General features: G+C 68.2%; 19 protein-coding genes and 1 pseudogene. 11 read left to right on the forward strand and 9 right to left on the reverse strand.

Annotated features, from left to right (window positions below):
* Positions 1–163: 163 nt before the first annotated feature.
* Positions 164–1,825 (forward strand): serine hydrolase, encoded by a 1,662-nt coding sequence (locus ACFSQR_RS03560; protein WP_377728178.1) that lies wholly within the window; start codon positions 164–166, stop codon positions 1,823–1,825.
* 42 nt (positions 1,826–1,867) lie between these two features.
* Here the strand turns inward: ACFSQR_RS03560 and kefC are convergent, their stop codons facing one another.
* Complete coding sequence (gene kefC, locus ACFSQR_RS03565) at positions 1,868–3,643, reverse strand: glutathione-regulated potassium-efflux system protein KefC (protein WP_377728180.1); 1,776 nt, start codon at positions 3,641–3,643, stop codon at positions 1,868–1,870.
* Positions 3,644–3,828: 185 nt separating this feature from the next.
* Between kefC and ACFSQR_RS03570 the strand changes: the two genes are divergently transcribed.
* Both ACFSQR_RS03570 and ACFSQR_RS03575 read left to right on the forward strand, forming a co-directional pair.
* Positions 3,829–6,522 carry an EAL domain-containing protein gene (locus tag ACFSQR_RS03570; protein WP_377728182.1) on the forward strand — a complete coding sequence of 898 codons (2,694 nt, stop codon included), beginning with the start codon at positions 3,829–3,831 and terminating at the stop codon, positions 6,520–6,522.
* Positions 6,523–6,574: 52 nt separating this feature from the next.
* Complete coding sequence (locus ACFSQR_RS03575; protein ID WP_377728184.1) at positions 6,575–6,934, forward strand: DUF1428 domain-containing protein; 360 nt, start codon at positions 6,575–6,577, stop codon at positions 6,932–6,934.
* Between the two features lie 12 nt (positions 6,935–6,946).
* Here ACFSQR_RS03575 and ACFSQR_RS03580 read toward each other — a convergent pair.
* From ACFSQR_RS03580 to ACFSQR_RS03590, 3 genes and pseudogenes are all read right to left on the reverse strand, one after another.
* Positions 6,947–9,218 (reverse strand): annotated as a pseudogene (locus ACFSQR_RS03580) (xanthine dehydrogenase family protein molybdopterin-binding subunit).
* The gene (locus ACFSQR_RS03585) at positions 9,215–10,294 is read right to left on the reverse strand and encodes an FAD binding domain-containing protein (protein WP_377728236.1); all 1,080 of its coding nucleotides are present in this window, start codon (positions 10,292–10,294) and stop codon (positions 9,215–9,217) included. Before ACFSQR_RS03585 ends, ACFSQR_RS03580 begins: the two are co-directional and overlap by 4 nt.
* Positions 10,291–10,839: a (2Fe-2S)-binding protein gene (locus tag ACFSQR_RS03590; RefSeq protein ID WP_377728237.1), complete on the reverse strand. Its 549-nt coding sequence runs from the start codon at positions 10,837–10,839 to the stop codon at positions 10,291–10,293. Before ACFSQR_RS03590 ends, ACFSQR_RS03585 begins: the two co-directional genes overlap by 4 nt.
* Before the next feature lie 189 nt (positions 10,840–11,028).
* On the opposite strand from ACFSQR_RS03590, the gene ACFSQR_RS03595 reads away from it, so the two are divergent.
* The gene (locus ACFSQR_RS03595; protein WP_377728238.1) at positions 11,029–11,520 is read left to right on the forward strand and encodes a hypothetical protein; all 492 of its coding nucleotides are present in this window, start codon (positions 11,029–11,031) and stop codon (positions 11,518–11,520) included.
* Between the two features lie 3 nt (positions 11,521–11,523).
* On the opposite strand, the gene ACFSQR_RS03600 is transcribed toward ACFSQR_RS03595, so the two are convergent.
* Complete coding sequence (locus ACFSQR_RS03600; protein ID WP_377728239.1) at positions 11,524–12,516, reverse strand: LLM class flavin-dependent oxidoreductase; 993 nt, start codon at positions 12,514–12,516, stop codon at positions 11,524–11,526.
* Positions 12,517–12,685: 169 nt separating this feature from the next.
* Here ACFSQR_RS03600 and ACFSQR_RS03605 point away from each other — a divergent pair, with 169 nt between their 5' ends.
* Positions 12,686–14,059, forward strand: coding sequence for an HD domain-containing phosphohydrolase (locus ACFSQR_RS03605; protein WP_377728303.1), 1,374 nt, complete (start codon positions 12,686–12,688; stop codon positions 14,057–14,059).
* Between the two features lie 56 nt (positions 14,060–14,115).
* Here the strand turns inward: ACFSQR_RS03605 and ACFSQR_RS03610 are convergent, their stop codons facing one another.
* Entirely contained in the window at positions 14,116–15,438 is a 1,323-nt protein-coding gene (locus ACFSQR_RS03610) for a diguanylate cyclase domain-containing protein (protein WP_377728240.1), read from the reverse strand.
* 135 nt (positions 15,439–15,573) lie between these two features.
* Between ACFSQR_RS03610 and ACFSQR_RS03615 the strand changes: the two genes are divergently transcribed.
* The gene (locus tag ACFSQR_RS03615; protein WP_377728241.1) at positions 15,574–17,382 is read left to right on the forward strand and encodes a SagB/ThcOx family dehydrogenase; all 1,809 of its coding nucleotides are present in this window, start codon (positions 15,574–15,576) and stop codon (positions 17,380–17,382) included.
* Between the two features lie 8 nt (positions 17,383–17,390).
* Here the strand turns inward: ACFSQR_RS03615 and ACFSQR_RS03620 are convergent, their stop codons facing one another.
* Positions 17,391–17,735, reverse strand: a complete 345-nt coding sequence (locus tag ACFSQR_RS03620) for a zinc ribbon domain-containing protein YjdM (protein WP_377728242.1) — start codon at positions 17,733–17,735, stop codon at positions 17,391–17,393.
* 129 nt (positions 17,736–17,864) lie between these two features.
* On the opposite strand from ACFSQR_RS03620, the gene ACFSQR_RS03625 reads away from it, so the two are divergent.
* The 3 genes from ACFSQR_RS03625 to ACFSQR_RS03635 are packed head-to-tail and all read left to right on the forward strand — an operon-like array spanning position 17,865 to position 18,931.
* On the forward strand, positions 17,865–18,185 hold the full coding sequence (locus tag ACFSQR_RS03625) for an autorepressor SdpR family transcription factor (protein ID WP_377728243.1): 321 nt from the start codon (positions 17,865–17,867) through the stop codon (positions 18,183–18,185).
* The gene (locus ACFSQR_RS03630) at positions 18,178–18,576 is read left to right on the forward strand and encodes a hypothetical protein (protein ID WP_377728244.1); all 399 of its coding nucleotides are present in this window, start codon (positions 18,178–18,180) and stop codon (positions 18,574–18,576) included. Before ACFSQR_RS03625 ends, ACFSQR_RS03630 begins: the two co-directional genes overlap by 8 nt.
* 4 nt (positions 18,577–18,580) lie before the next feature.
* Positions 18,581–18,931, forward strand: a complete 351-nt coding sequence (locus ACFSQR_RS03635; RefSeq protein ID WP_377728245.1) for a rhodanese-like domain-containing protein — start codon at positions 18,581–18,583, stop codon at positions 18,929–18,931.
* Here the strand turns inward: ACFSQR_RS03635 and ACFSQR_RS03640 are convergent.
* Entirely contained in the window at positions 18,926–20,719 is a 1,794-nt protein-coding gene (locus ACFSQR_RS03640) for a tetratricopeptide repeat protein (RefSeq protein ID WP_377728246.1), read from the reverse strand. The two genes, ACFSQR_RS03635 and ACFSQR_RS03640, sit on opposite strands and share 6 nt — an antisense overlap.
* A gap of 180 nt (positions 20,720–20,899) precedes the next feature.
* On the opposite strand from ACFSQR_RS03640, the gene ACFSQR_RS03645 reads away from it, so the two are divergent.
* Positions 20,900–21,436 (forward strand): DUF2058 domain-containing protein, encoded by a 537-nt coding sequence (locus ACFSQR_RS03645; protein WP_377728247.1) that lies wholly within the window; start codon positions 20,900–20,902, stop codon positions 21,434–21,436.
* A 112-nt stretch (positions 21,437–21,548) separates the two neighbouring features.
* On the opposite strand, the gene ACFSQR_RS03650 is transcribed toward ACFSQR_RS03645, so the two are convergent.
* Positions 21,549–22,397, reverse strand: a complete 849-nt coding sequence (locus ACFSQR_RS03650) for a CAP domain-containing protein (RefSeq protein ID WP_377728248.1) — start codon at positions 22,395–22,397, stop codon at positions 21,549–21,551.
* A gap of 135 nt (positions 22,398–22,532) precedes the next feature.
* Here ACFSQR_RS03650 and ACFSQR_RS03655 point away from each other — a divergent pair, with 135 nt between their 5' ends.
* Positions 22,533–24,182 (forward strand): M28 family metallopeptidase, encoded by a 1,650-nt coding sequence (locus ACFSQR_RS03655; protein WP_377728249.1) that lies wholly within the window; start codon positions 22,533–22,535, stop codon positions 24,180–24,182.
* The last annotated feature ends 59 nt before the right edge of the window (positions 24,183–24,241 follow it).

Raw genomic sequence — 24,241 nt, forward strand, 5'->3', positions numbered from 1 at the left:
TCGGGCCGGCCCGTCCCGGGACGTTCGCCCCCGCAACGCAACCATTCATCCGTCCAAACCCACCGCTTATCCAACTCTGCGTTGTCCGCCCCGCCATGCGCGGGTAATGTCGCGGCTTCACTCAGCGGCACATCCCAACACGACTAACGAGAGAGACAAGACCATGTTCAAACCTTCCCTCCTGTGCGCGGCCTCCCTGCTGGCCATGCACGCACCTGCGGCGCTGGCGCAGGACAGCGCGCTGGCCCAACGCATCGACGCGGCCATTTCCCCCTACTACCAGGCCGGCGAGCCGGGCGCCGCGGTGATCGTGACGCGTAACGGCAAGGTGGTGTTCCGCCGCGCCTATGGCATGGCCAACCTGGAGCAGGGCAAGCCGCTCGATCCCGGCATGGTGCTGCGCATCGGCTCGGTCACCAAGCAGTTCACGGCTGCCGCGATCCTGATGCTGCAGGAGGAGGGCAAGCTCAATGTCACCGACGACATCACCCGGCACCTGCCGGACTTCCCCACGCACGGGCAGAAGATCACCATCGAGCACCTGCTGACGCACACCTCGGGCATCTACAGCTATACCCGCAAGCACGACTTCAGGAACACGCAGCACCTGGACGCCAGCGTCGCCGAGATGATCGCGACCTTCCGCGACGAGCCGCTCGACTTTGCGCCGGGCACGCGCTGGGCGTACAACAACTCCGGCTACTACCTGCTGGGCGCGATCATCGAGAAGGTGTCGGGACAGACCTACGCGGACTTCGTCCAGAAGCGCATCCTGTCGCCGCTGAAGATGACGCACACCGCCTACGAGGGCGCGGGCGGGCGCGTGGCGCAGGCCACCGGCTACTCGGCGGCGCAAGGCAAGCTGGCGCCGAGCGCGCCGCTCAGCCCGAGCAAGACCTATGCGGCCGGCGCGCTGGTGTCGACCGTCGATGACCTGGCCCGCTGGGACGCCGCAATCGCGTCCGGCAAGCTGCTCAAGGCGGCCAGCTGGCAGCGCATGTTCACGCCCTACACGCTGGAGGGCGGCGCCAGCACCAACTATGGCTACGGCTGGGAGACCGGCAAGCTGCAGGGCGCGCCGATGGTGGCGCACGGCGGCAATACCAACGGCTTCTCGACCTACACGATGCGCATCCCCGGCGAACAGCTGTTCGTCGCGGTGCTGAGCAACGCCGAATACGGCGTGGTGCAGCCGGACGTCGTCGCGAGCAAGGCCGCCGCCATCGCGATGGGCAAGCCGCTGCCGGAATACCGCGAGATTGCCATGGATGCGAAGGCGCTGGAGGCGTTCACCGGCACCTACCAGGCAGCCGGCGCCAAGGAGCCGCGCCTGGTCGCCGTGGCCGACGGCAAGCTCGTGATGCAGCGTCCGGGCCGCCCGCGCATGGCGCTGCTGCCGCACGCGGACAACGCCTTCTTCGTCGACAAATCGCTGGTGCATATCGAGTTCGGCCGCGATGCGCAGGGCAAGGTCAACCAGATGACCATCCACCAGGACGGCATTGCGCACGTATTCCCGCGCGCCGGCGACCTGCCGGCCGAGCGCAAGGCCGTGGTACTGCCGGCGGCGCTGCTCGACACCTATGTGGGCAGCTACCAGATGGCGCCGAATTTCGTGCTGGAGGTGCGCCGCGACGGCGAGCAGCTGCTTGGCCAGGCCACCGGCCAGCCGGCGCTGAACCTGCTGGCGCTGGGCGAAGGCGAATTCTTCGTCAAGCAGATCGACTCGGCGTCGGTGCGCTTCGAGAAGGGCGCGGACGGCAAGATCGAGCGCATCCTGTGGAAGCAGGGCGGCCGCGAGCGTCCGGCGCCGCGCGTCAAGTAAGTCGCGAGGCGGGGGACTGGGCGCGGTCCCCTGCCGGCGGTGTCAGTGACCGGCATCGCCGGACAGCCGCAACCTGTCCTGTTCGATCGACTGTTCCAGCTCATTGCGCGCTGCCTGCGCGATCGAGATCATGGTCGCCTCGTCGCGGTAGTGCGGGAAGATCGCATCCAGCGTGGACAGGTTGTGGTCGCGGAAGCGCGCGGCCAGCCGCGCCACCTCGTCCGGCGCCACGCCCAGCCGCAGCAGTGCATGGCGGCCCAGCAGCAGCGACGACTCGAAGGTTTCGCGTTCGATGTCCTGCACGCCGCGGCTGCGCAGCTCGAACACATGCGTCACATTGCGCGCACGCGCCACGATCTGCAGGTTGGGGAAATGCTGGCGTGCGAGATCGGTCAGCGCCAGGCTGCCCTGCATGTCGTCGATGGCGTTGATCAGGATATCGGCTTCGTGCGCGCCCGCGGCATGCAGCAGGTCGAGCCGCGTGGCGTCGCCGTAGAACACGCGAAACCCGAAGCGCCGCAGCATGTCGATCAGGTCAGGGTCGTTGTCCAGCACCGTCACCTTGGTCCCGGCGGCGGCCAGCAGGCGCCCGGCGATCTGGCCGACGCGCCCGAACCCGGCGATGATGACGCGCGCTCCCTCCGGCTCGATATGGTCCGGCGGGCGCGGCGGGGCCTTGTGCAGCAAAGCCGTGAGCCGCTGTGCAGCCATCAGGGCGAGCGGCGTCAGCGCCATCGACACCGCCACCACCAGCACCAGCAACTCGTCCCACGGCGCCGGCATGACGCCTGCCGCCTGCGCCGCGGCGAACACCACGAACGCGAATTCGCTTCCCTGCGCGAGCAGGCCGGCAAAGGTCCAGCGCTGCAGCGCCGGCACCGGCATCGCGCGCGCCACCAGTGCCAGCAGCAGCATCTTGACCACCATGTAGCCCAGCGTCAGCAGGGCGATGCGCCAGGGCGAGCTGGCAAGGAGTCCCAGGTTCATCGCCATCCCGACCGAGGTGAAGAACAGGCCGAGCAGCAGTCCCTTGAACGGTTCGAGGTCGGCTTCGAGCGCCTTGCGGTATTCCGATCCGGCCAGCAGCACGCCCGCCAGGAAAGCGCCCAGGCCCATCGACAGGCTGGCCAGCGTCATCAGCTGCGCAATGCCCAGCACCAGCAGCAGCGCGAACGCGGTGAAGATCTCGGGCAGGCGGGTGCGCGCCATCAGGCGCAGCGCGGCGGGCATCGCATAGCGCCCCGCGACGAGCACCGCGGCGAGCACCGCCACCGCCAGCAGCCAGTTGAATTCCGCTCCCCCTTTGGCCGCGCCCAGCAGCGGCACGGCCACCAGCAGCGGTATCGCTGCCATGTCCTGGAACAGCAGCACGGCAAACGCGGACTTGCCGGCCGCGGTATTGCTGATGTGGCGTTCGGCCATGTTCTGCACCACGATGGCGGTAGACGACAGGGCCAGCGCCAGGCCGGCGACCGCGGCGGCCGCGATGCCCATGCCCAGCAGCCATGCACCGCCCGCCAGCACGCCGCCGCACGCGGCCATCTGCAGCGTTCCCCCGCCCAGCACGGTGGTGCGCATTTCGACCAGCTTGCGCGGCTGCAGTTCCAGTCCGATCAGGAACAGCATCAGCACCACGCCGATTTCCGCCACATGGCTGATCTTGTCCACGTCCGCGACCAGCCCCAGCCCCCAGGGCCCGATCAGGCAGCCGCCGATCAGGTAGCCGAGCACGGAGCCCAGCCCCAGGCGCTGGGCCAGCGGCACCAGAAGTACCGCAGTGAGCAGGAAGACGATGGGTGTCAGCAGGATGTCGGTCATGGTATTGGCGCGCGGGCAAGGGCCGGCGGGAGGCCGGGCAGGTAGGATAATGTAGTGGCAGACGGACAAGTCGCGCAAGCCGCCGCCGCGCCCGTGCTGTGCTGCACGGCTGCGGCACCGTTCAGGACGGGGTAGTAGAATCGTCCAGCCATCCGGCACATGGCCCAAGGTATTGCAACTACACAATGATGCGTTCTCCCGGCGACCAGGATCGAACCAGGGGCTTGCGGCCTTATTCCGCCGCGCGCCTGGTCACCGTGGCTGCCTTGCTGATCGCATTCCTGGCCGCCGCCACCGCCGGCATGCTGACGGTCAGCTACCGCGAGACGCAGCGCCTGGAGATGGTCGGCCTGCGCAATATTTCGATCGCGTTCGCAGCCCAGACTTCCGGCGTGATGCAGGCCATCGACCAGGCCATGCTGCAGGCCGAGCGCGCCTACCGCAAGACCCCCGAGCGCCCGGTGATCGATTATTTCGACGACGCGCGCGCGGCGCAGGAATACATCATCGGTTTGCACCTGTTCGACGCCTCCGGCCGGCTGGCCGCGAGCGCCGGGCCGCACGGTTCCAGGGCGCCGCCGGGCGCCGGCCAGCACCAAGCGGCCGCTCCCGCCGTGCGCGGCGCCGTCATGCCCCTGATCACCATCAGCGATATCGATCCCGATACGGGACGGGGCATCATCAATGTGGCGCGCACGGTGACGGATGCGTCCGGGCGGCGCATGGGCACCATCCTGGCGCAGGTCGACTCCGAGCGCTTCGAACGCATCTATACGCTGCTGGAACTGGGCAAGGGCGGTTCGGTCACGCTGTTCCACCGCGACGGCACCATGCTGGTGCGCGGACCGCCATTCCCGTCCGGTATCGGACGTTCGTTTGCGCACACCCCGCTGTTCCGCGAGGCGCTGCCGGTGGCCAGCCGCGGGGTGATGGATATCGTCAGCCCGCTGGACGGCGTGCGCCGCATCTATGGATACGACGCAGTCAGCGACTACCCGCTGGTCATCATCACCGGCGCAAACAAGGCTGAAGCGCTGGGTTCGTGGTACGACCTGCTGTGGACCGCCGGCGCCGCGCTGGCCTTGATCTCGGCCATCCTGATTTACCTGGCGTGGCGGGTGGCGCGCCACAGTGCCAGCCAGTCCGACCTGATCGGCCGGCTGGAGGCGAGCGAGCGCCGCGCCGGCAGGAGCGCGGACTACCTGGCGACCATCCTCAACGCCGTGCTGTCCCCCATCTGGGTGCTCGACGGGGAGCGCCGGCTGGTCATGTACAACGAGGCGTTCGCGCGCTTCATCGGCACCAGGGACGCCAAACTGGTGGGCGAGCGCGAAGCCGAGGTGCTCGACCCGGAGACCGCGCGCGAACGCGAACGGCGCTACCAGGCGGTGCTGGAAGGGTCGCGCTCGAACGAGGCCGTGACCGAGGTCCGCGACGGGCGCGGCGAGCTGCGCACGGCCATCCAGCTGACCTCGCGGCTGGTGGACGCGGACGGCGAAACCCAGCTGGTCTCGGTCCTGACCGATATCACCGAGCGCCACAAGGCCGAGGAACACCTGGCCTACCTGGCCAATTTCGACGTGCTCACCGGCCTGCCCAACCTGACCCAGTTCAGGCAGATCCTGGAAGCGGAGCTGGCCGTCGCGCGCACGCGCCGCGCCTGCCTGGGCACCTTTGTCGTGTCGCTCGAGCGCGCCCACGAGATCACGGACCTGCTGGGCCACGAGCCGGGCGAGGCGGCACTGCGCAAGATCGGCGAGATCTTCCGCGAACTGGTGCCGCGCGCGGCTTGCGTGGCGCGCGTGCGCGGCGCCGAGTTCGCTGCGGCCATGCATGCCGACGCCCACGCCTGCGGCGCCACCATGCAGGAGCTCGCGGACACGCTGATGGCGCGCCTGTCGGAGCCGATCACGCTGGAGGGGCGCGACTTCTACCTGGGGCCGGTGATCGGCGTGTCGGTGTTCCCGTCCGATGGCGACAGCGCCGACGAGCTGTATGGCCGGGCCCACAGCGCCCGCAACCGCGCGCGCGACGAGGGCGGCGATACCGTGCAATTCTTCTCGTCCACCACGCACAGCGACCTGGAGCAGCGCCTGACCGTGGAAGCGCAGCTGCGGCGCGCGCTGGAACGCAACGAGCTGCGCATCGTCTACCAGCCCAAGGTCAGCATCCACAGCGGCCGGATCATGGGATTCGAAGCACTGGTGCGCTGGTCGAATGGCCTGCTGGGCGAGATTTCGCCGACGCGCTTCATCCCGATCGCCGAGCGCACGAGCCTGATCATCCCGATCGGCGCCTGGGTGCTGGAGCGGACCTGCAGCCAGATGCAAGCCTGGGAGGCGGAGCTGGGCGAGCCTGTCAGCGTGGCGGTCAACCTGTCGCCGCGCCAGTTCCACCAGAAGAACCTGCTCAGGCTGATCTCCGACGTCGTGCAGCGCCACGCCATCGCGCCCGGCAGCCTGGAGCTGGAAATCACCGAGACCGCGCTGATGAGCCGCGAGCAGGAGGTGGACGTGCTGATGCGCGACATCCGCCGCTTGCGCGTGGGGCTGTCGATCGACGATTTCGGCACCGGCTATTCGAGCCTCGCCTATCTAAAGCGGTTCCCGGTGCAGCGGCTGAAGATCGACGCGGCCTTCGTGCGCGACCTGGGCATCGACAACGACAGCGCGGCAATCGCCATGACCATCGTCAGCCTGGCCCACGGCCTGAACCTCAAGGTGGTGGCGGAAGGGGTGGAGACTGCCGAGCAGCTGGAGATGCTGCGCGCGATGAAGTGCGACGAGTACCAGGGCTTCCTGTTCAGCAGGGCGGTGGAAGCGGCCGACGTGCCGCGCCTGTTGCGCGAGAACCGTATCGCGGCCGCACAAGGCAGCTAGTCAACAAGCTGGGAGCGGTCGTCCGTAGCAATGAACCTTAAGGAGAATGGGAATGGCATACATTGATGGCTTTGTGACCCCGGTGCCGAAGGATAAACTCGACGCCTACCTGCGCATGTCCGAAAAGTTCGGGAAAGCCTGGATGGAATACGGCGCAATCAGCTACCGCGAATGCATGGCCGACGACGTCAAGCCCGGCAAGCTCACCTCGTTCCCGCAGGCCGTCGATCTGAAGGACGACGAGATCGTCTTTTTTTCCTGGATCGAGTACGCATCGCGCGCCGACCGCGACGCGATCATGGACAAGGTGATGAAGGATCCGCAGCTGGCCGAGTACATGGATCCCGCCACCTATCCGTTCGACGGCAAGCGCCTGATCTACGGCGGTTTCGAGGTGGTGGTGGCGATGTAGCCGGCCCGAGCTTCAGCGCGGCGCCATCACCTTGTCCGGCGTGGCCGGCGTGGAGTAGATGCGGCGGCCGGTCGCATGCCAGATCGCATTGCATACCGCGGCTGCGACCCCGACCTGGCCGATCTCGCCCACGCCTTTTGCGCCCAGGCTGCTGACGATATCGTCGTGCTGTTCCACGAAGACGACGTCGATGTCGTGGATGTCCGCGTTGACGGCCACGTGGTAGTCGGCCAGGTTGTGGGTCATGAATCGGCCGAAGCGGTGGTCCGCCAGCGTCTCTTCGTGCAGGGCCTGGCTGATCCCCCACACCACGCCGCCGATGATCTGGCTGCGCGCGGTGCGCGGGTTGATGATGCGGCCTGCATCGATGGCGCTGACCACGCGTGTCACGCGCACGCTGCCCAGCGCCTCGTCCACGCGCACCTCGCAGAACACGGCCGAGTGCACGGCGCGCACGTACTTGCGGCGGCGCCTGATGTCGGGCGTGAGCAGGTACTTTTCGGAGATCTCCTGCTTGCCCGCCTGCGCGAGCAGTTCCTGCAGCGTGACGCCCGGCCCGCCCGCGCCGAACGCCCGCAGCATGCCGTCCGCGAATTCGACCTGGCCGAACGAGAGGCGCGAGAAGGGCGAGCGCGGCATGCCCTGCGCAATCCGGAACAGGCGCCGGCGCAGCTTGTCGCAGGCGCCTGACACCGCCGAGCCCACAGTGGCCACGTGCGACGAGCCGCCTTCGACCGGCGCCAGCGGCAGCGACGAGTCGCCGAGCTGGAACGTCACGCGTTCGAGCGGCAGGCCCAGCGCGTCTGCGGCGATGGTCGCCATCACGGTGTAGGTGCCGGTGCCGATGTCGCTGGCGGCACTGCTGACCACCAGGCTGCCGTCGGCGTGCAGCACCGCCTCGGCGCGCGCGACCAGCTGCATCGCCTCCCAGGTGCCGCCCGCCATGCCCCAGCCGATCAGTTCATCGCCGACCGACATCGCGCGCGGCTCCCTGGGCCGGCGCGACCATCCGAAGCGCCCGGCGCCCTGCTCGTAGCAGGAGTGCAGCATCTTGGAAGAGAAGGGCAGCTGGTCCACCGGCGCGATGTTGGCGTAGTTGCGCAGGCGGAGCGCCACCGGGTCGAGCTGCAGCGCATACGCCAGTTCGTCCATGGCCACTTCGAGCGCGTGCACGCCATGGGCGGCGCCCGGCGCGCGCATGTCCTGCGGCGTGAATACGTCGAGGTCCACCAGCTCGTGCTCCAGCCGGATGTTGTCGCACGCATAGGACTGGCCGGACCAGTTCACCACATCCTCGACATATTCCTCGAAGCGCGAGGTCTCGGTGCGCGCGTGGTGCAGTATGGCCTGCAGCGTGCCCTGTTCGTTCGCGGCCAGCCGCACGCGCTGCCAGGGTCTCGGGCCGGTGCCCGAACGAGAACATCTGCTGGCGCGTCAGCGTCACGCGCACCGAGCGTTGCAGGTGCAGCGCGCCCATCACGGCCAGCGTTACCGAATACTGCGGCCGCAGGCCGGAACCGAAGGCGCCGCCGACATACGGATTGCGCACGGTGATCTTGCGCGGCGAAATGCCGAACGCGTTCACCAGGTACCACTTGTTGTTCTGCGAGCTCTGGGTCTTGTCGTAAACCGTGAGGTGCCCGTCCGCGGCGCGGATCGCGGTGGCGCCGAACATCTCCATCGGATTGTGGTGCTCGACGCCGCTGTGCACGGTGACGTCGACAAAGACCGGCGCGCGGTTGAAGGCCGTGCGGGCGTCGCCCCGCTCCGGCGGCGTGTTCGACTTTTTCGGCGGGTGGCTGCGGTTAAGGTCCGCGCGGAAATCGGTGCTGTGCTGCTCCTGCGTATAGAGCACGCGGACCAGCGCGCACGCGTGGCGCGCCGCTTCGAAGCTCTCCGCCAGCACGAGCGCCACCGGCTGGCCGCTGAACATCACCTGCTCGTCGTACAGCGGGCGGAACGGCGTTCCAGGCGGAGCCACCATGTCCTTGTGCGCCAGCTTGAACGAGCGCATGGACGGCCGGTTCAGGTGCGTGACGATGTCGATCACGCCTGGCACCGACAGTGCCTCGTCAAGATCGAAGCCATCGATCCGGCCCCGCGCGATCGTGCTGCTGACAACCAGGCCGTAGACCAGCCCTTCGGCGGGATGCTCGGCGGCGTAGCGCGCCTGGCCGGTGACCTTGGCGCGGCCGTCCACGCGTGCGACCGGGTCGCCGATGCGCACCGGGCCGGTCCCGGCATCCGCGCGCGGCGCGCGCAGCTCGGGTATCAGCCCGCTCATGGCGCTCTCCGGTCGTTGGGGTAGGGCCGCTGCTGAGGGGCCGCGCTGCGCTGCTGCCTGCGCGTGTTGTCGCCCGAGTTGGTGACGGTGCCGGTGCGCGCCACCTTCAGCGCGCGCAAGATCGCGCGGCGCGCCAGCTCGATCTTGAAATCGTTGTCGCCCTGGCCGGCCGCGCCTTCCAGCAGGATCTCCGCCGCGCGTGCGCCGGCGTCGTCGTCGGGCAGGCGGCCGCGCAGCGCATCCTCCGCTGCCGGCACGCGCCAGGGCTTGTGCGCAACGCCGCCCAGCGCCAGGCGCGCTTCGCGCACGGTGCCGTCCTCGTCGAGGTCGAGCGCCGCAGCCACCGACACCAGCGCGAACGCGTAAGACAGGCGGTCGCGCAGCTTGAGGTAGACGCTGTGCGCGGCGAACTGCGCGGCATCCGGCAGCGCGATGTGGGTGACCAAGTCGCCCGGTTCCAGGACGGTATCGTGCTCGGGATGCTCGCCCGGCAGCCGGTGCAGCTCGCGCAGCGGAATGGCGCGGTTGCCGCCGGCGTTCTGCACGTGCACCACGGCGTCCAAGGCTGCCAGCGCCACGCACATGTCGGAGGGATGGGTGGCAATGCAGCAGCGGCTGGCGCCCAGGATGGCGTGCTGCCGGGTCAAGCCGCCGATGGCCGAACAGCCGCTGCCGGGCTCGCGCTTGTTGCAGGGCGTGGCCAGGTCGTAGAAGTACATGCAGCGGGTGCGCTGCAGCAGGTTGCCGCCATTGCTCGCCATGTTGCGCAGCTGCGGAGAGGCGCCCGCCAGGATCGCCGATGAGAGCAGGGGATAGCGCTCGCGCACCAGCGGATGCCAGGCGGTGTCGGCGTTGCGCGCCAGCGCGCCGAGCAGCAGTCCGCCGGACTCGCCCGGGCGAATGAAGTCGAGCGGCAGGGTGTTGATGTCGACCAGATGTGCGGGGCGCATCACGCCTTCCTTCATCAGGTCGAGCAGGTTGGTGCCGCCGGCGATGAAGCGTGCGGCCGGGTTTCCGCTGCAGGCATGGATGGCGGCGGCGGCGTCCGCGGCGGTGCTCAGTTCGAACGGACTCATCCGGGCACCGTCCCGGTCACGATCGGGGCATGCGCCCGTTCGGATTCCGGCGGCAAGCCCATCACCTGCGTCACCGCACGCACGATCTGCGGATAGGCGCCGCAGCGGCAGATGTTGCCGCTCATGAGCTCGCGCACTTCGTCGGCGCTGTGCGCCTGGCCTTCCGCGATGAGGCCGGCGGCGGAGCACAGCTGGCCGGGCGTGCAATAACCGCACTGGAACGCGTCGTGCTCGATGAACGCCTGCTGCAGCGGGTGCAGGCGCTCACCGTCGGCCAGTCCCTCGATTGTCGTGATGGCGCGGCCTTCCTGCATCAGCGCCAGTGCCAGGCAGGAATTGATGCGGCGGCCGTCCACCAGCACCGTGCACGCGCCGCACTGGCCGTGGTCGCAGCCTTTCTTGGTGCCGGTCAGGCCCATGCGTTCGCGCAAGAGATCGAGCAGCGTGACCCAGGGCTCGACGTTGAGCCGGGCAGGGCGGCCATTGACGGTCAGGCTGAGGGGACGGGCGGCGGGAAGACGTTTGAATTCGTGGTTGGGACGCATGCAACACTCCTGTGGCCGGTCGGCTGGATGAAGCATCGCACGCAGCCTGCGCCGCCGTCTGTGATTGAGCGAACATTGACGTCGATTGCCGTGTGTGGCGTGCGCGCCATGTGCGTGCGCGGAGCAAGGGCGTAGCATGGACGGTGACAGACCCTGCGGGACCGCCCGCGCCCGGAACGGAGGTGTGCAATGACATCCGCACGAACGACGCTTGCCGTCGCCGCACTATCCTGCTGCGCCATCGCCGTGGCGGCGCCGCCCGGCCTGTCCGCATCCGACCAGGCCGCCGCGTTCCAGGGCGCCGGCTTCAAGAAGTCCGGCAGCCACTGGAAAAAATGCGACGACCCCACGCCTTCTTACACGCCCGGCGAGATTGCCGAGGTGCGTGACCTGAACGGCGACGGCCGGCCGGAAGCCCTCATTACCGAGGGCGGTACCTTCTGTTACGGGCATACGGCGGCGGGATACAGCGTAGTGACACGGCAGGCAAACGGGCGCTGGAAGCTGGTGACCGGCGGCACAGGCATGGTGCGCTTCCTGGCGACCAAGGGCACCGGCGGCTGGCCCGACATCGAGGTCGGCGGCCCCGGCTTCTGCTTTCCGGTCGAACGGTGGAACGGCAAGGCCTATGTGTTGCACCGCCATGAGTACGAAGGCAAGCGCTGCACGCCGTCCGGCTGAGACTCAGGCCTTGCCGGCGCTGCGCACCCGCATCGCGATTTCGTAGGAGGTAAGCCGCGCCCCGTGGTCGAATACTTGCGAGGTGAGCATCAGCTCGTCCGCGCCGGTCGCCGCGATGAAGGCCTGCATCTGCCGTGCCACCGTGTCCGGCGAACCGATGGCGCTGCACGACAGCACGCTGTCGAGCATGTGCCGCTCGGCCGGGCCCAGGCTGTCGAGGTAGCCCGGGACGGGCGGCTGCAGGCGCGACGGGCGCCCGCTGCGCAGGTTCACGAACGCCTGCTGCATGGAACTGGCGATCAGTTGCCCCTGCTCGTCCGTGTCCGCGGCAAACACGTTGTATCCCAGCATGACGTACGGCTGCTGCAGATGCGCGGAAGGGCGGAAGTTCGCGCGGTACAGGCGGATCGCATCCATCATCTGCTGCGGCGCGAAGTGCGAAGCGAACGCATACGGCAGGCCGTATGCCGCCGCAAGCTGGGCGCCGAACAGGCTCGACCCCAGGATCCAGATTGGCACCTTGAGGCCGTTGCCCGGCACCGCGCGCACCGCACTGCGGGGCGAGTCCGAGAAGTAGTCGATCAGCTCCGCCACGTCCTGCGGGAATTCGTCCGCGCCGGAGGCCAGGTTGCGCCGCAACGCACGCGCGGTGGCATGGTCGGAACCGGGTGCGCGGCCCAGTCCGAGATCGACGCGGCCGGGGAACAGCGACTCGAGCGTCCCGAACTGCTCCGCGATCAGCAGCGGCGAGTGGTTCGGCAGCATGATCCCCCCGGCGCCGACGCGGATGGTCGAGGTGCCGCCGGCGATATGGCACAGCAGCACGGCCGTGGCCGCGCTGGCGATGCCGGGCATGCCGTGGTGTTCGGCCATCCAGAAGCGCTGGTAGCCCAGGCGTTCTGCATGGCGCGCCAGATCGAGCGAATTGCGAAACGAGGCCGCGGCATCGCTGCCTTCGTTGATGGGGGCGAGGTCGAGGACGGAAAATGGAATCATATCGGCAATTATGAACCGATTGCCGGCGGTGCGTTTTCTTCATTCCGCGATTCAAGCGTGGCGTAAATGCCTCGCGGCAGTTTTGTGCCGGTAAGCAAGCCTATAATGTTCCTGAAGAAAATTGATACCTCATCAGGGCGGCCCCGTCTAAGGCCGACACATTACTATGATGGAAACACTCGCCCGCACGCCGGAACATCCGCCCCGCACACGCGCGATCCGCCTCTCCGAGCTGATCAGCGCGCTCAGCTATGCGCTCGACATCACCGAAGGGCAGCCGCCGGGCCATTGCGTGCGCGTGTGCTGGATCGGCATGCATATCGGCCGCCAGGCCGGGCTGTCGGAGGCGGCGCTGTGGGAGCTGTATTACACCCTGCTGCTCAAGGACCTGGGCTGCAGCAGCAATGCCGCGCGCATCTGCGAGCTGTACCTGACCGACGACCTCCAGTTCAAGCGCGACTTCAAGACAGTGGGCGACAGCCTGCCGCAGGTGCTGGCGTTCGTGCTGACGCACACCGGGCTGAAGGCAGGGCTGGCGGAACGCTTCCGCAGCGTGATGACGATCCTGCGCGACGGCCCCAACATCGCGCAGGAGCTGATCGCGACGCGCTGCCAGCGTGGCGCCGAGATCGCGCGCCTGCTGCGCTTTCCGGCCGGCGTATCGGACGGTATCTACAGCCTCGACGAGCACTTTAACGGCAAGGGCAAGCCCGCCCGGCTGGCCGGCGATGCGATCCCCGTATATGCGCGCATCGCGCTGCTGTCGCAGGTGATCGATGTATTCCACACGGCGAGCGGTCCGCAAGCGGCGCTGGCCGAGGCGCGCGCCCGCGCCGGCAGCTGGTTCGATCCTGCGCTGGTGCAGGCATTCGAGGCGGCTGCGGAGCAGGACGGCTTCTGGTCCATGCTGGCTTCCACCGGCGTCGATGCGGCCGTGCTTGCGCTCGAACCGGCAGGACACGAGGTGCCGGTGGACGAGGACTACCTGGATGACATCGCGACCGCTTTCGGCCAGGTGGTCGACTCCAAGAGCCCGTACACCAGCGGCCACAGCGCGCGCGTTGCGCTGTACACCGACATGATCGCCGAGGCGCTGGGCTTGCCGGAACAGCGGCGCCGCTGGCTGCGCCGCGGCGCGCTGCTGCACGATGTGGGCAAGCTGGGCGTCAGCAACAGCGTGCTGGACAAGCCCGGCGCGCTCGACCGCGACGAGTGGGATGCGGTCAAGCAGCATGCGATTCATACCGAGACCATCCTGTCGCGCATCGGCGCCTTTGCCGAGCTGGGACGGGTAGCCGGGGCGCACCATGAACGCCTCGACGGCGGCGGCTATCCGCGCGGCCTGTCGGCGGCGGACATCTCGATCGAGACCCGCATCATCACCACCGCGGACATTTTCGACGCCATCACCGCCGAGCGGCCCTACCGCGCCGCGATTCCGGTGCCGCGCGCGCTCGAGATGATGTCCAAGACCGTCGGCACCGCGCTCGACCCCGACTGCTTCGCCGCGCTCGAGCGGGCGATGGCAAAGCTGCCCTCCTGAGCTGTTAACGCACCCCGGTCGTCCCGCCCCGCTCCGGGAGGGCGTTGTGTCTGCGCTTACCGCTGCTCGCCAGCGGCGCGGTGCGGCTTGGCCTCGTACATGGCGCCGTCGGCATGCTGCAGCAGCTGGTCCAGCGTGTCGCCGTGCTGGGGGAACAGCGCAATGCCGACACTGGTGACCATGCGCAGGATACGGCCCTGGCCGATGTCGATCGGCTGGCGCACGGTGGCGCGGATCTTGTCGGCGACCAGCTCCGCATGCTCGGGCAGCGTGACGCTGTCGAGCAGGACGACGAACTCGTCGCCGCCCAGGCGCGCGACGGTATCCACGCCGCGCACGCACTGCATGGTCCGCAGCGCGAAGGCCTGCAGCACCTGGTCGCCCACCGCGTGGCCGAACATGTCGTTGACCTTCTTGAATCCGTCCAGGTCCAGGTACAGCAGTGCGAGCTGGCCCTGCTGGCGGCGCGCGCGCGTGATGGCGGTGGCGATGCGGTCGTACAGCAGCCGCCGGTTGGGCAGCCCGGTCAGTTCGTCGTACTGCGCCATATGCGACAGGCGCGCGTGCAACTGCTTGCGCTGGATGGCAGTGGCAACCTGGGTCGATACGAACTGCAGCAGTTCCGTGTCGCCGTCGGAGAACGGCGTGCAGCCGGGACCGCTGTGGACGGCCAGCACGCCGATGGCCTCCTGCTGCGTTTCCAGCGGCACCCCGAGCCAGGAACACAGGTCGTCGGGCGCGGGCGCCTGTCCCGGCCCGAGCATGATGGGCTTGCGCGTGTCGACCACCTCGGCGCAGAGCGCGCGCGCCTCGTCCCCCGGTCCGGTCGATGCCGCCCCGGTATGCCCGGCGTGGTAGGTGAATTCGAGCGCGCCGCCGGCGCCGCACAGCGCGACCGTGAAGCCGGCGGCCGGCAGCAGTGCGCTGACCGTGGCGTGGACCTGGCGGACCAGGGCCGGCACGTCGCTCGATGCGTGCGCCGCCTCCGAAATCGCGAACAGGGCCGCCTGCAGCGCTTCGTTGCGCTTGCTGGCGGTAATGTCGCGCGCCACCGCAATGCGCACCTGCGCATCCTCGGACCAGCGCGCGGACCACATGATGTGCGCGATGCGCCCATCCTTGCGCACGTAGCGGTTCTCGAAGTGCGGCATCGGGTGCCCGTCCATGATGCGGTTCGCGGCAGCGAGCGTGCGTTCGCGGTCGTCCGGCGCGACCAGGTCGATCATCTGCATGCCCTCCATCTCCTGCTGGGTGTAGCCGAAGATCTGCTCGCACGCTGCGCTGACATACACGAAGCGGCCGTCCACGTCGACCACGCAGACGGCGTCGAGCAGGAGGTCGATGAAACTCGTGGTGGAGCTCAGGGTGCTGGGTAGCATGGGGCGTGGCCGCAGTATGGACGCTTGATGTAAGGCAATAGTAGCAAGCTTCCTCTGCGCGGTATAGGGGAGATGCGCGGCGGCGCGGGCAGCGCTCGTGTGTAGAATCGACACGTGTCCGATCCGGGGGAGGCGATGCCAAAGCTTGCGTGGGTGCTGCTGCCATTGGCGCTGTATGGGGCCTGGCTGGCCGCCGCGGCGGTGCGCTCCCGCATGCCTGCGCGGCACGCGCTGAACATCCAGTTCAGCCTGTTCCTGATGGCCTACCTGCTAACGACGGCCGGACTGGGCATTTTCTGGGTCGCCAACCAGCAGCTGCCGGTGTTCGACTGGCACTACCTGTTCGGCTATGCGACCCTGCTGCTGGTGGGCCTGCACCTGTGGTTCAACCTTCCGATCGTGGTGCGCTGGCTGCGCGGTCCGCGCGCCGCGCCGCACGCGGCGCCGTCGGCGGCCGGAGGCGCGCGGGCCTGGGCGAAGGGCGCGCTGGTAGTGGCTGCCGTCACCGCCGCGTACTTTGCAGGCGGCGGCCGGGAGCAGGGGCCGGCGGCTCCCGTTGCAGGGGCGGTGGACGGCGTGGCGGCCGTGGTCAGCTTCCACGAGTACTCGTCCGAGTCGCGCGGCAAAGCGTTCCGGCGCACGCCGGGGATCGACTGGGGCGATGCGCCGCCACCCTTCAAGAGCTATCCGGATGCGCGCCACATCCCGCTGGGGCGGGGCAGCGTCGGCACGGCCGGGCTGAGCGCGGCGCTGCGTGGCCCGGCGCCGCGCGCGCAAGCGATGGCGCTTCCGGAACTGGGCGACATCCTGCAACTGGCCGCCGGCGTCACCCTGCGCCGGGGCGGCAATGCGCTGCGCGCCGCACCGTCGTCGGGCGCGCTGTTCCCGAGCGAACTGTACGTGCTGGCACATGCGGTGGATGGATTGGAACCGGGCATCTACCACTTCGATCCGGACAAGGCGCGGCTGGACCTGCTGGGCCCCTTGCCGAAAGACGTGGCGCAGGAGGCGGATGCCACCGTGGTGCTGACCTCGGTGTTCCGCCGCACCGGCTACAAATACCGCAACCGCGCCTACCGCTACGTCACGGCCGATGCCGGACACCTGCTGGAAAACCTGCGCGCGGGCGCGCATGCGGCGGGATTCAGCCCGGTGCTGCTGCCCCGCTTCGACGAAGCGTCATTCGCACGCACGCTGGGCGTGGACGGTGTGGAGGAGGGCGTGCTGGCGGTGATGGAACTGCGCCGGCAAGGGCCTGCGCCGCCGGCTGCGCGGACTCCGGCGCGCTATGCGGCCGTACCCGTGCGCGCCAACGCGATGGGCGTGACCGGCATCATCCACCAAAGCACATCGCTGCAGGCGCAGCAGCCAACCGGCGAAATCGTGCGCCTGCCGTCACCGCAAGCCGCGTCCATGGAACTGCGCCGGGTGATCGCGGAGCGGCGCAGCAAGCGCCGCTTTACCGCGCAACCCGTACCGCTCGAATCGCTCTCCTCGATCCTGGCAGACATGGTCCAGGCGGCACAGCTATCGGATGCGGTACGCATCAACGTGGTGGCCAGCCGTGTGGCCGGGCTGGCGCCGGGCGTGTACCGCTACGACCCGCGCCATTTCCTGGTGCGTGTGCGCAGCGGCGATTTCCAGGCCGCGGCGGGAACGGCGGCGCTGTCGCAGGATGTGATCGCAGACGCGCCGGCGGTGCTGGTGCTGTCGGCCGAACGCGAGCCGATGCTGGCCGAGGGCGCGCGCGGATACCGGCACGGCTTCATCGAAGCCGGGATGGTGGGCGAGCGCTGGCTGCTTGGTGCGGTGGCGCGCGGCCTGGCCGCCTGTCCGGTGGGCGCGTTCTACGACGACGAAGCCGCGGCGCTGATCGGCGTCGACCTGCGCCGCGAGTGGGTGCTGCATTTCGCGGCGCTGGGATTCGCCGACGAGGAAGCCTAGATACGCGGTCAGGCCTTGCGGACGAATTCGGACTTCAGGCTCATCGCGCCGAAACCCTCGATCTTGCAGTCGATGTCGTGGTCGCTGTCGACCAGGCGGATATTGCGCACCTTGGTGCCCTGCTTGATGACGCCACCCGAACCCTTGGGCTTCAGGTCCTTGATCACGGTGACCGTGTCGCCATCCTGCAGCACGTTGCCAGAGGCGTCGCGGTACACGCGCGCGCTTTCGCCTGCCGCCTCGGCAGCCTGCACCGGCCATTCGTGGGCGCATTCGGGACAGACGTAATTGCCCGAACCGTCTTCGTAAGTCAGCCCGGAATGGCATTGCGGGCAGGGAGGGAGAGCGTGCATGACAGACCTTTCAAAACATCTATTGTAAGGGGCGTGCGGGACAGGCAAGCCAGCGGCGCCGGAAGCGGCGGGAAACGGTGGCGTCGAAAGTCCTTGCAATAGTTAGATGATTAGCTAATAATCGAATCCATGAGCAGCGTCTTCAAAGCATTGTCCGACCCCACCCGCCGCAAGGTCCTGGAACTCTTGCGTGCCGGTCCGGTCGGCGCCGGTGAGCTTGCGGACCAGTTCGATGTGTCCAAGCCGACCATGTCCGCGCACTTCGCGGTGCTGGTCGCTGCGGGACTGGTCGAGGCGGAAAAGCAGGGCCGCACGGTTACCTACCGGCTGCGCATGTCGGTGCTGGAAGAAGCCCTGCTCAGCTTCGCGCAAACCTTCGGCTTGCAGGTCTCGCGGCCCGCCGGCGATCCCCCAACCAGGCAGCACAACGGAGAACAACAACATGACTGACGCACCCGCCAAACACCCGCTCGTCCGTCCGCTGCTGTTGGCGGCCGCCTTCCTCGGCGTGGTCGCCGCCCTGAAGTACAGCCCGGTCGAGGGCGATCTCGTGCGCCGCATCGTCGGGGTCATGAGCGGGGCGCTGGTCGTGTTCTATTCCAACTACGTGCCCAAGAAGCTGGTCCCGCTGGCGGCCATGCGCTGCAATCCAGCCACCGAGCAGGCCCTGCGCCGTTTTGCAGGCATGAGCATGGTGCTCGGCGGTCTTGGCTACATGCTGGTGTGGATGTTCGCGCCGCTCGCGTCGGCGGCCCTGCTTGGCATCGCCGTCCTGGGCAGTGCGATGGCGCTGGTTGCGCTCCGTTGCGTGCTGGCGGCCACCGCGCGGACGCAGGACTAGGGCCATGTTCGCCCTGCTCATGGGAGTCAAATCGGTTTCGCCTGCGGAACTGCTGCGCGAGGTGGACGACCGGCGCGTCACGGTGCTCGACGTGAACGCGCCGCAGCGCTGGCAGGCGGCGCACGTGCCGGGTGCAATCAATCTGGATCCGCACACGTTTGCCGCAAGCGACTTGCCACAGGACCAGCTGGCAAGGCTGGTCTTCTATTGCTCCAATCCGCTGTGCCGCAAGGCGCCGCAAGCGGCACGCCGCGCCAGGGCAATGGGATATGCCGACGTGCGCGTCATGTCCGCCGGGATCGCCGGATGGCTGGAGGCTGGCCTGCCGACGGAAAACCGGGACCGCGGGCTATAGCAGTGACAGCCTGGGCGGCCCCTGCTTGCCCAGCCAGGTCGTTTCGAAGCGTTGTTGTGCGGCCTTGAGCGCGGCAGTATCGCCACGCTTGCGGTACACCTCCATCAGGCCGCTCAGCGCCCAGCCATTGCTGGGCGTGCGCACCAGCGATTCGCGGAACACCTGTTCGGCAGCGTCCAGCTGCCCGGCGCGGAGCAGCGCCGCGCCGAGCGACTGCCGCACCGGGTAGTACCAGTGCGGCGGCTCGGTGTAGGGCAGCGTGTCCTGGATGTCGACGGCCTGCCGGTAGGCGGCGATGGCGCCCGGCAGGTCGCCGCGCGCATCGGCGAGCCGGCCGCGCGCAACCGCCTGTGCCGTTTGCACGATCTCCTTCGCGGGAATACCCCACTCGATGATGGGCTGGAAGTTCCCGTCGCGCTCGAGCCTGGCGAGGGCCTGGATGTCGCGCTGAGCACGCTCGAAGTCGTGCTTGCGTGCGAACCCGACAGCGCGTGCGTAATGCCACATGGCGCGCACCAGCACGAACTCCGGTCCCGGATCGGGCAGCGCGACCAGCGTGTCCGGACTGCTGAACTGGACGTGCGAGAAGTAGGGCGCCGCCTTGACCGGCTGCAGCCCGCTGAAGTTCCTGACGAGTTCGGCCGGCAGGGCTGCATCGAGCTTGGCGGCCGATTCCAGCGCCGTCCTGCCGTCCCCGCCCATCAGGGCCGAGACCATGACGAAGTGGATGTTGTGCGGATAGTAGGCGCCCTTGTAGACAGGATCGCTCGCGGAGCGGCGGAAGTACTCCTCGTCGACCGCGATCGCATCCAGGTTCGACTGCAGCGCGTCCTTGTACATGCCCACGCGGTAGTAGATGTGCGATGGCATGTGCACGATATGGCCCGCGCCTGGAATCTGCCGCGCCAGCACGCGCGCAGCGGGCAGGGCCTTGTCCGGATGGGTGGACGCTTCCACGGCATGGATGTAGTAGTGCGCCGCGCCCGGGTGGGTGGGATTGCGTTCCAGTACCCGCTCCAGCGCCGCGACCATGTCCGCGGTGCGGCCTTTCGGGCGTGCGCCGCCCGCTTCCCAGTAATTCCAGGGCGACAGGTCCATCAGCGATTCCGCGTACAGCACCTGCACCGTATCGTCGTTCGGGAAGGCGCGCGCCGCGTCGGCCATGGCGTCCGCATACGCCACATCGAGCGGCGCACGGTCGGCGCCGGGCGTGGCGGAATAGCGGCGCGAGACCGCGCGGATCAGCGCCTGCTCGACCGGCGTGGCCGTGGGGGCCAGCGCGGCCGCGCGTGCCGCAGCGGCAGCCGCAGGCGCCACCGCTTCCGGGAACATCGGCGCATTGATGTTCGGCCCCAGCACCAGCGCCTCGCCCCAGTGGCACATCGCGCACTTTGGATCGAGCTGCTGCGCGGCGCGGAACGAGCGCGCCGCCTCCGCGTGGTTGAACGCGAACGCCAGCCGCATGCCCTGGTTGAAGAAGGCCTGCGCGCGCGGATTGGTGGTGGTGACCGGCACATGCAGGTTGCCGAGGTTGCGGTACAGGGGCGGGAGGTCCTGGCTGGACGGGGCGCGCAGCTGCTGTCCGGGCTTGAACGGCGCGGTTTCCGCCTGCGCGAGCATCAGCTGGCGCAGCACGGGCGGAGGTGCCTGCCGCGTGCCGCAGATGGCGCCGTTGTCGAACAAGGGATCGAAGCCCGCGGCTTGCCGCCCTGCCAGCGACGGCGCAATGGCCGTCGTGCCCACGATTGCTCCGCCGGCGAGCGCCAGCGCGACAGTTCTGCGTCCCATACGTCACCCGTTCGTGTAAGAGCCAGCGATATCGAAGTGTTCGGTTTTAGAGCTGCCGGCAGGGCAGAAGTTCCCTCGTCCATGCGCAGAAGCGGCCTGCCGGCGCCGCGGTTTGCTATGCTAGCGGCTTCATTATGCGCCGGACCCATGGCGGTGTGCGCGATTCACGGAGAAGCAGGCATGGCCTCGTTGCAAGATCAATTTTTGAAGGCGGGCCTGGTCGACAAGACCAAGGCGAAACTGGTCAGCCAGGACAAGAACAAACAGCGCAAGATCGAGCGCCGCACCGGCACGCAGAGCGTGGACGAAGCGCGCGAGGCGGCGCTGGAAGTACAGCGCAAGAACGCCGAGAAGGCGCGCGAGGCGAACGCCCAGCGCGAGGCGGCGGCCAGGCAGAAGGCGATTGCCGCGCAGATCGCGGACCTGGTGCAGAAGAACAAGCAGCCCAAGGGCAAGGGTGACATTCCGTACAACTTCACGCACGGGACCAAGATCGACCGCATCCATGTGTCGGCCGATGTGCAGGCGCACCTGATCGCCGGGCGCCTGGTCATCGTGTGCCTGAACGGCGCCACCGAGCTGGTGCCGCGGGTGATCGCCGACAAGATCGCCGAGCGCGATCCTTTGCTGGTGGTGCGGGTCAACAAGACCAGCAACGAGATCGATCCGGACGATCCGTACGCGGCATTCCAGATCCCCGACGACCTGATGTGGTAAAGGGGGACGGTCCCCGGAATACCGTTTCGCCAGGTCTCGGCGTTGTTTTGGCGGAATCGCCCCTTTTATGGCGGATTCCGCCACCCCGCGACCGCGGGAACCACCCTGGCCGCTAGCGCTTGCCGAACACCTGGGTCCAGTAGGCGGCCTGCCGCGGCGCGCCACGCAGCGCAAACGCCGCGCCCATCTCCACCATGGCCGGGTTCATCAGGTTGGCGCAATGCCCGGGGCTGTCGATCCAGCCGGCCACGGCTTCGCTTGCCGCGCGCTGCCCGAACGAGATGTTCTCCCCGATGGCGCGCCAGCCGTAGCCCATCCGGAGCGCGCGCGTGCCGACATCGCTGTTGTCGCTGCCGCGGTGGCTGAAGGTGCGGGTGTCCGCCATGTCCTCGCTGTGCGCGCGCGCGGCCCGGGCCAGCGCGCCATTCCACACCAGCGGGGGAGCCGCGCCATAGCGCACATTGCCGCACATGCGCGGCACCGCGCGCGCGGCATTGGTCGCGGCCAGCACTTCGCGCCCCGCGTCTTCCCACTCCGGCAACAGCCGGGCAAGGTCCGGCACCGGCCGGGCCAGCACGACCGTCCACGTATTCCCGCTGCGGCTGGTGCCGATCGCGCTGTAGTCCGCGCGCAGCAGCGTGCCGCAATGCGCGCCCAGCAGCGCGTCGAAGGCACCGTGCACTTCCTCCGGCCCGCTGACCTGGATGGCGTCGACCTGTTCCGCCTCGTAGCCTGCGGCATCGAGCGCCGCTACCAGGATCGTGCCGGGCCGCAGGCGCACATCGGACAGCGCTTTCTCCAGCTTGAGCGGGGGCGCGCTGCGGGCAGGCTGGCCTTGGCAGCCGGCCGGCGTCGCCCGGTACGCATTCACCAGATGGACGAGGTCAGGCTGCGGCGCCGCGCAGGCGATGCCGTTGCAGGACAGGAGGGCAGCCAGGGAGAGGGATTTGACGAGGTGCATTACTGCAAGCTGAGGGCGCGGTCGGGGAATATCCAGCCCATTCTATCAGCGCTCCGGCTTGCCGGAATGCGCATCTGCCGGCCGCCTTGTGCTACTGTTACCGCCTTGCTATTTTCGGAAAATGGGAGACCTGCATTGAAGAACGCTACTTTACTACTGCTGGGATTGGCAGCCGCAGCAGCGCATGCCGCTGACGCGCCGAAATTCGATCCGCAACGCCTGGCACAGGATGTCAAAGTGCTCTCGTCGGATGAGTTCGAGGGCCGTGGCCCCAACACCGCGGGCGAAACCCGGACGGTCAACTACCTGATCGAACAGTTCAAGGCGGCCGGCGTGCAGCCCGGCGGCGACCTGGCAGGCGGCAAGCGCAGCTGGACCCAGGACGTCCCGCTCGGCCGCTTCGAGATCAAGGGCCCGGTCAAGCTGACGCTCAACACCGGTAAGGAAAGCCGCAGCCTGTCGCAGGGCGACGATATGGCCGTGCGCGCCGCGATGACCGGCGCCAAGAGCGTCGACTTCAAGAATGCGCCGCTGGTCTTTGTCGGCTATGGCGTCACCGCGCCCGAGCGCAAGTGGGACGACTTCAAGGGCATGGACATGAAGGGCAAGCTGGCCGTGGTGCTCATCAACGACCCGGACTTCGAGACCGGGCAGGGCGACTTCGGCGGCAAGGCGATGACCTACTACGGCCGCTGGACCTACAAGTATGAAGAGATGGCGCGCCGCGGCGCACTGGGCACGATCATCGTGCACGAAACCGAGCCGGCCTCGTATGGCTGGCCGACCGTGAAGAACTCCAACACCAACGTCATGTACGACATCGTGCGCAAGGAGCCGCGCAAGTCGCACGCGCCGATGGAAGCGTGGATCCAGCGCGACCTGGCCGCCAGCATCTTCAAGAGCGCTGGCGTGGATTTCGAGGCCCTCAAAAAGCAGGCCCGGACGCGTGCGTTCAAGCCGGTGGAGCTGAAGGGCGTGACCCTGTCTGCCAACTACGCGGTCGATGCGCAGGTCATCAAATCGAAGAACGTGGTGGCGATCCGCGAGGGCGCCAAACAGCCGAAGGAATACGTCATCTACAGCGGCCACTGGGACCACCTGGGCGTGGGCCAGCCTGACGCGACCGGCGACAAGATCTACAACGGCGCGGTCGACAACGCCACCGGCATCGCGGCAATCCTGGAGCTGGCGCGCGCCTATGCCAAGGCGCCCGCGCCGGCACGCAGCGTGGTCTTCCTGGCGGTGACGGCGGAGGAAAAGGGCCTGCTCGGCTCCGAGTACTATGCGTCGAATCCGCTCTACCCGCTGGCCTCCACGGTGGGCGTGATCAACCTCGATGCGCTGAGCCCACGCGGCCCGGCGCGCGACTTCAACATCTCCGGCAACGCCAAGCTGGAATTGCTGGATCAACTGGTTGCCAAAGCCCAGCGGTGGAATATGAGCTTCTCGCCGGATCCGAAGCCGGAAGCGGGCTACTTCTTCCGCTCCGACCACTTCCCGTTCGCCAAGCGCGGCGTGCCTGCGATCTCGTTCGGCTCGGGTAACGACTGGGCCGAGGGCGGCGTGGAAGCTGGCAAGGCGGCAGAGGCGGCATACAACGAAAAGGCGTATCACCAGCCGGCAGACGAGTTCGACCCGTCCTGGACCTTTACCGGCATGGCGCGCGACCTCGAAGTGCTGTATTCGCTCGGCGCAGACCTGGCCAACTCGAAGACCTGGCCGAACTGGTCGATCGAGTCGGAGTTCCGCGCAGCGCGCGACAAGTCCGCCTCCGCCCGCAAATAATCGTCGTCCCGTCGAAAGCGGGGACCCATTCTGTTGGCAATGCCGTTCAGTTCCGACTG

Source organism: Pseudoduganella sp. GCM10020061 (assembly GCF_042683405.1).
GTDB lineage: Bacteria > Pseudomonadota > Gammaproteobacteria > Burkholderiales > Burkholderiaceae_D > Telluria.

Excerpts from the sequence above, each read along its gene's own strand:
- kefC (WP_377728180.1), bottom strand. The coding sequence starts at position 3,643 with ATGACCGACATCCTGCTGACACCCATCGTCTTCCTGCTCACTGCGGTA.
- ACFSQR_RS03650 (WP_377728248.1), bottom strand. The coding sequence starts at position 22,397 with ATGCACCTCGTCAAATCCCTCTCCCTGGCTGCCCTCCTGTCCTGCAAC.
- ACFSQR_RS03600 (WP_377728239.1), bottom strand. The coding sequence starts at position 12,516 with ATGATTCCATTTTCCGTCCTCGACCTCGCCCCCATCAACGAAGGCAGC.
- ACFSQR_RS03570 (WP_377728182.1), top strand. The coding sequence starts at position 3,829 with ATGATGCGTTCTCCCGGCGACCAGGATCGAACCAGGGGCTTGCGGCCT.
- ACFSQR_RS03640 (WP_377728246.1), bottom strand. The coding sequence starts at position 20,719 with ATGGGACGCAGAACTGTCGCGCTGGCGCTCGCCGGCGGAGCAATCGTG.
- ACFSQR_RS03645 (WP_377728247.1), top strand. The coding sequence starts at position 20,900 with ATGGCCTCGTTGCAAGATCAATTTTTGAAGGCGGGCCTGGTCGACAAG.
- ACFSQR_RS03590 (WP_377728237.1), bottom strand. The coding sequence starts at position 10,839 with ATGCGTCCCAACCACGAATTCAAACGTCTTCCCGCCGCCCGTCCCCTC.
- ACFSQR_RS03620 (WP_377728242.1), bottom strand. The coding sequence starts at position 17,735 with ATGCACGCTCTCCCTCCCTGCCCGCAATGCCATTCCGGGCTGACTTAC.
- ACFSQR_RS03560 (WP_377728178.1), top strand. The coding sequence starts at position 164 with ATGTTCAAACCTTCCCTCCTGTGCGCGGCCTCCCTGCTGGCCATGCAC.
- ACFSQR_RS03585 (WP_377728236.1), bottom strand. The coding sequence starts at position 10,294 with ATGAGTCCGTTCGAACTGAGCACCGCCGCGGACGCCGCCGCCGCCATC.
- ACFSQR_RS03605 (WP_377728303.1), top strand. The coding sequence starts at position 12,686 with ATGGAAACACTCGCCCGCACGCCGGAACATCCGCCCCGCACACGCGCG.
- ACFSQR_RS03615 (WP_377728241.1), top strand. The coding sequence starts at position 15,574 with ATGCCAAAGCTTGCGTGGGTGCTGCTGCCATTGGCGCTGTATGGGGCC.
- ACFSQR_RS03625 (WP_377728243.1), top strand. The coding sequence starts at position 17,865 with ATGAGCAGCGTCTTCAAAGCATTGTCCGACCCCACCCGCCGCAAGGTC.
- ACFSQR_RS03635 (WP_377728245.1), top strand. The coding sequence starts at position 18,581 with ATGTTCGCCCTGCTCATGGGAGTCAAATCGGTTTCGCCTGCGGAACTG.
- ACFSQR_RS03575 (WP_377728184.1), top strand. The coding sequence starts at position 6,575 with ATGGCATACATTGATGGCTTTGTGACCCCGGTGCCGAAGGATAAACTC.
- ACFSQR_RS03630 (WP_377728244.1), top strand. The coding sequence starts at position 18,178 with ATGACTGACGCACCCGCCAAACACCCGCTCGTCCGTCCGCTGCTGTTG.
- ACFSQR_RS03595 (WP_377728238.1), top strand. The coding sequence starts at position 11,029 with ATGACATCCGCACGAACGACGCTTGCCGTCGCCGCACTATCCTGCTGC.
- ACFSQR_RS03610 (WP_377728240.1), bottom strand. The coding sequence starts at position 15,438 with ATGCTACCCAGCACCCTGAGCTCCACCACGAGTTTCATCGACCTCCTG.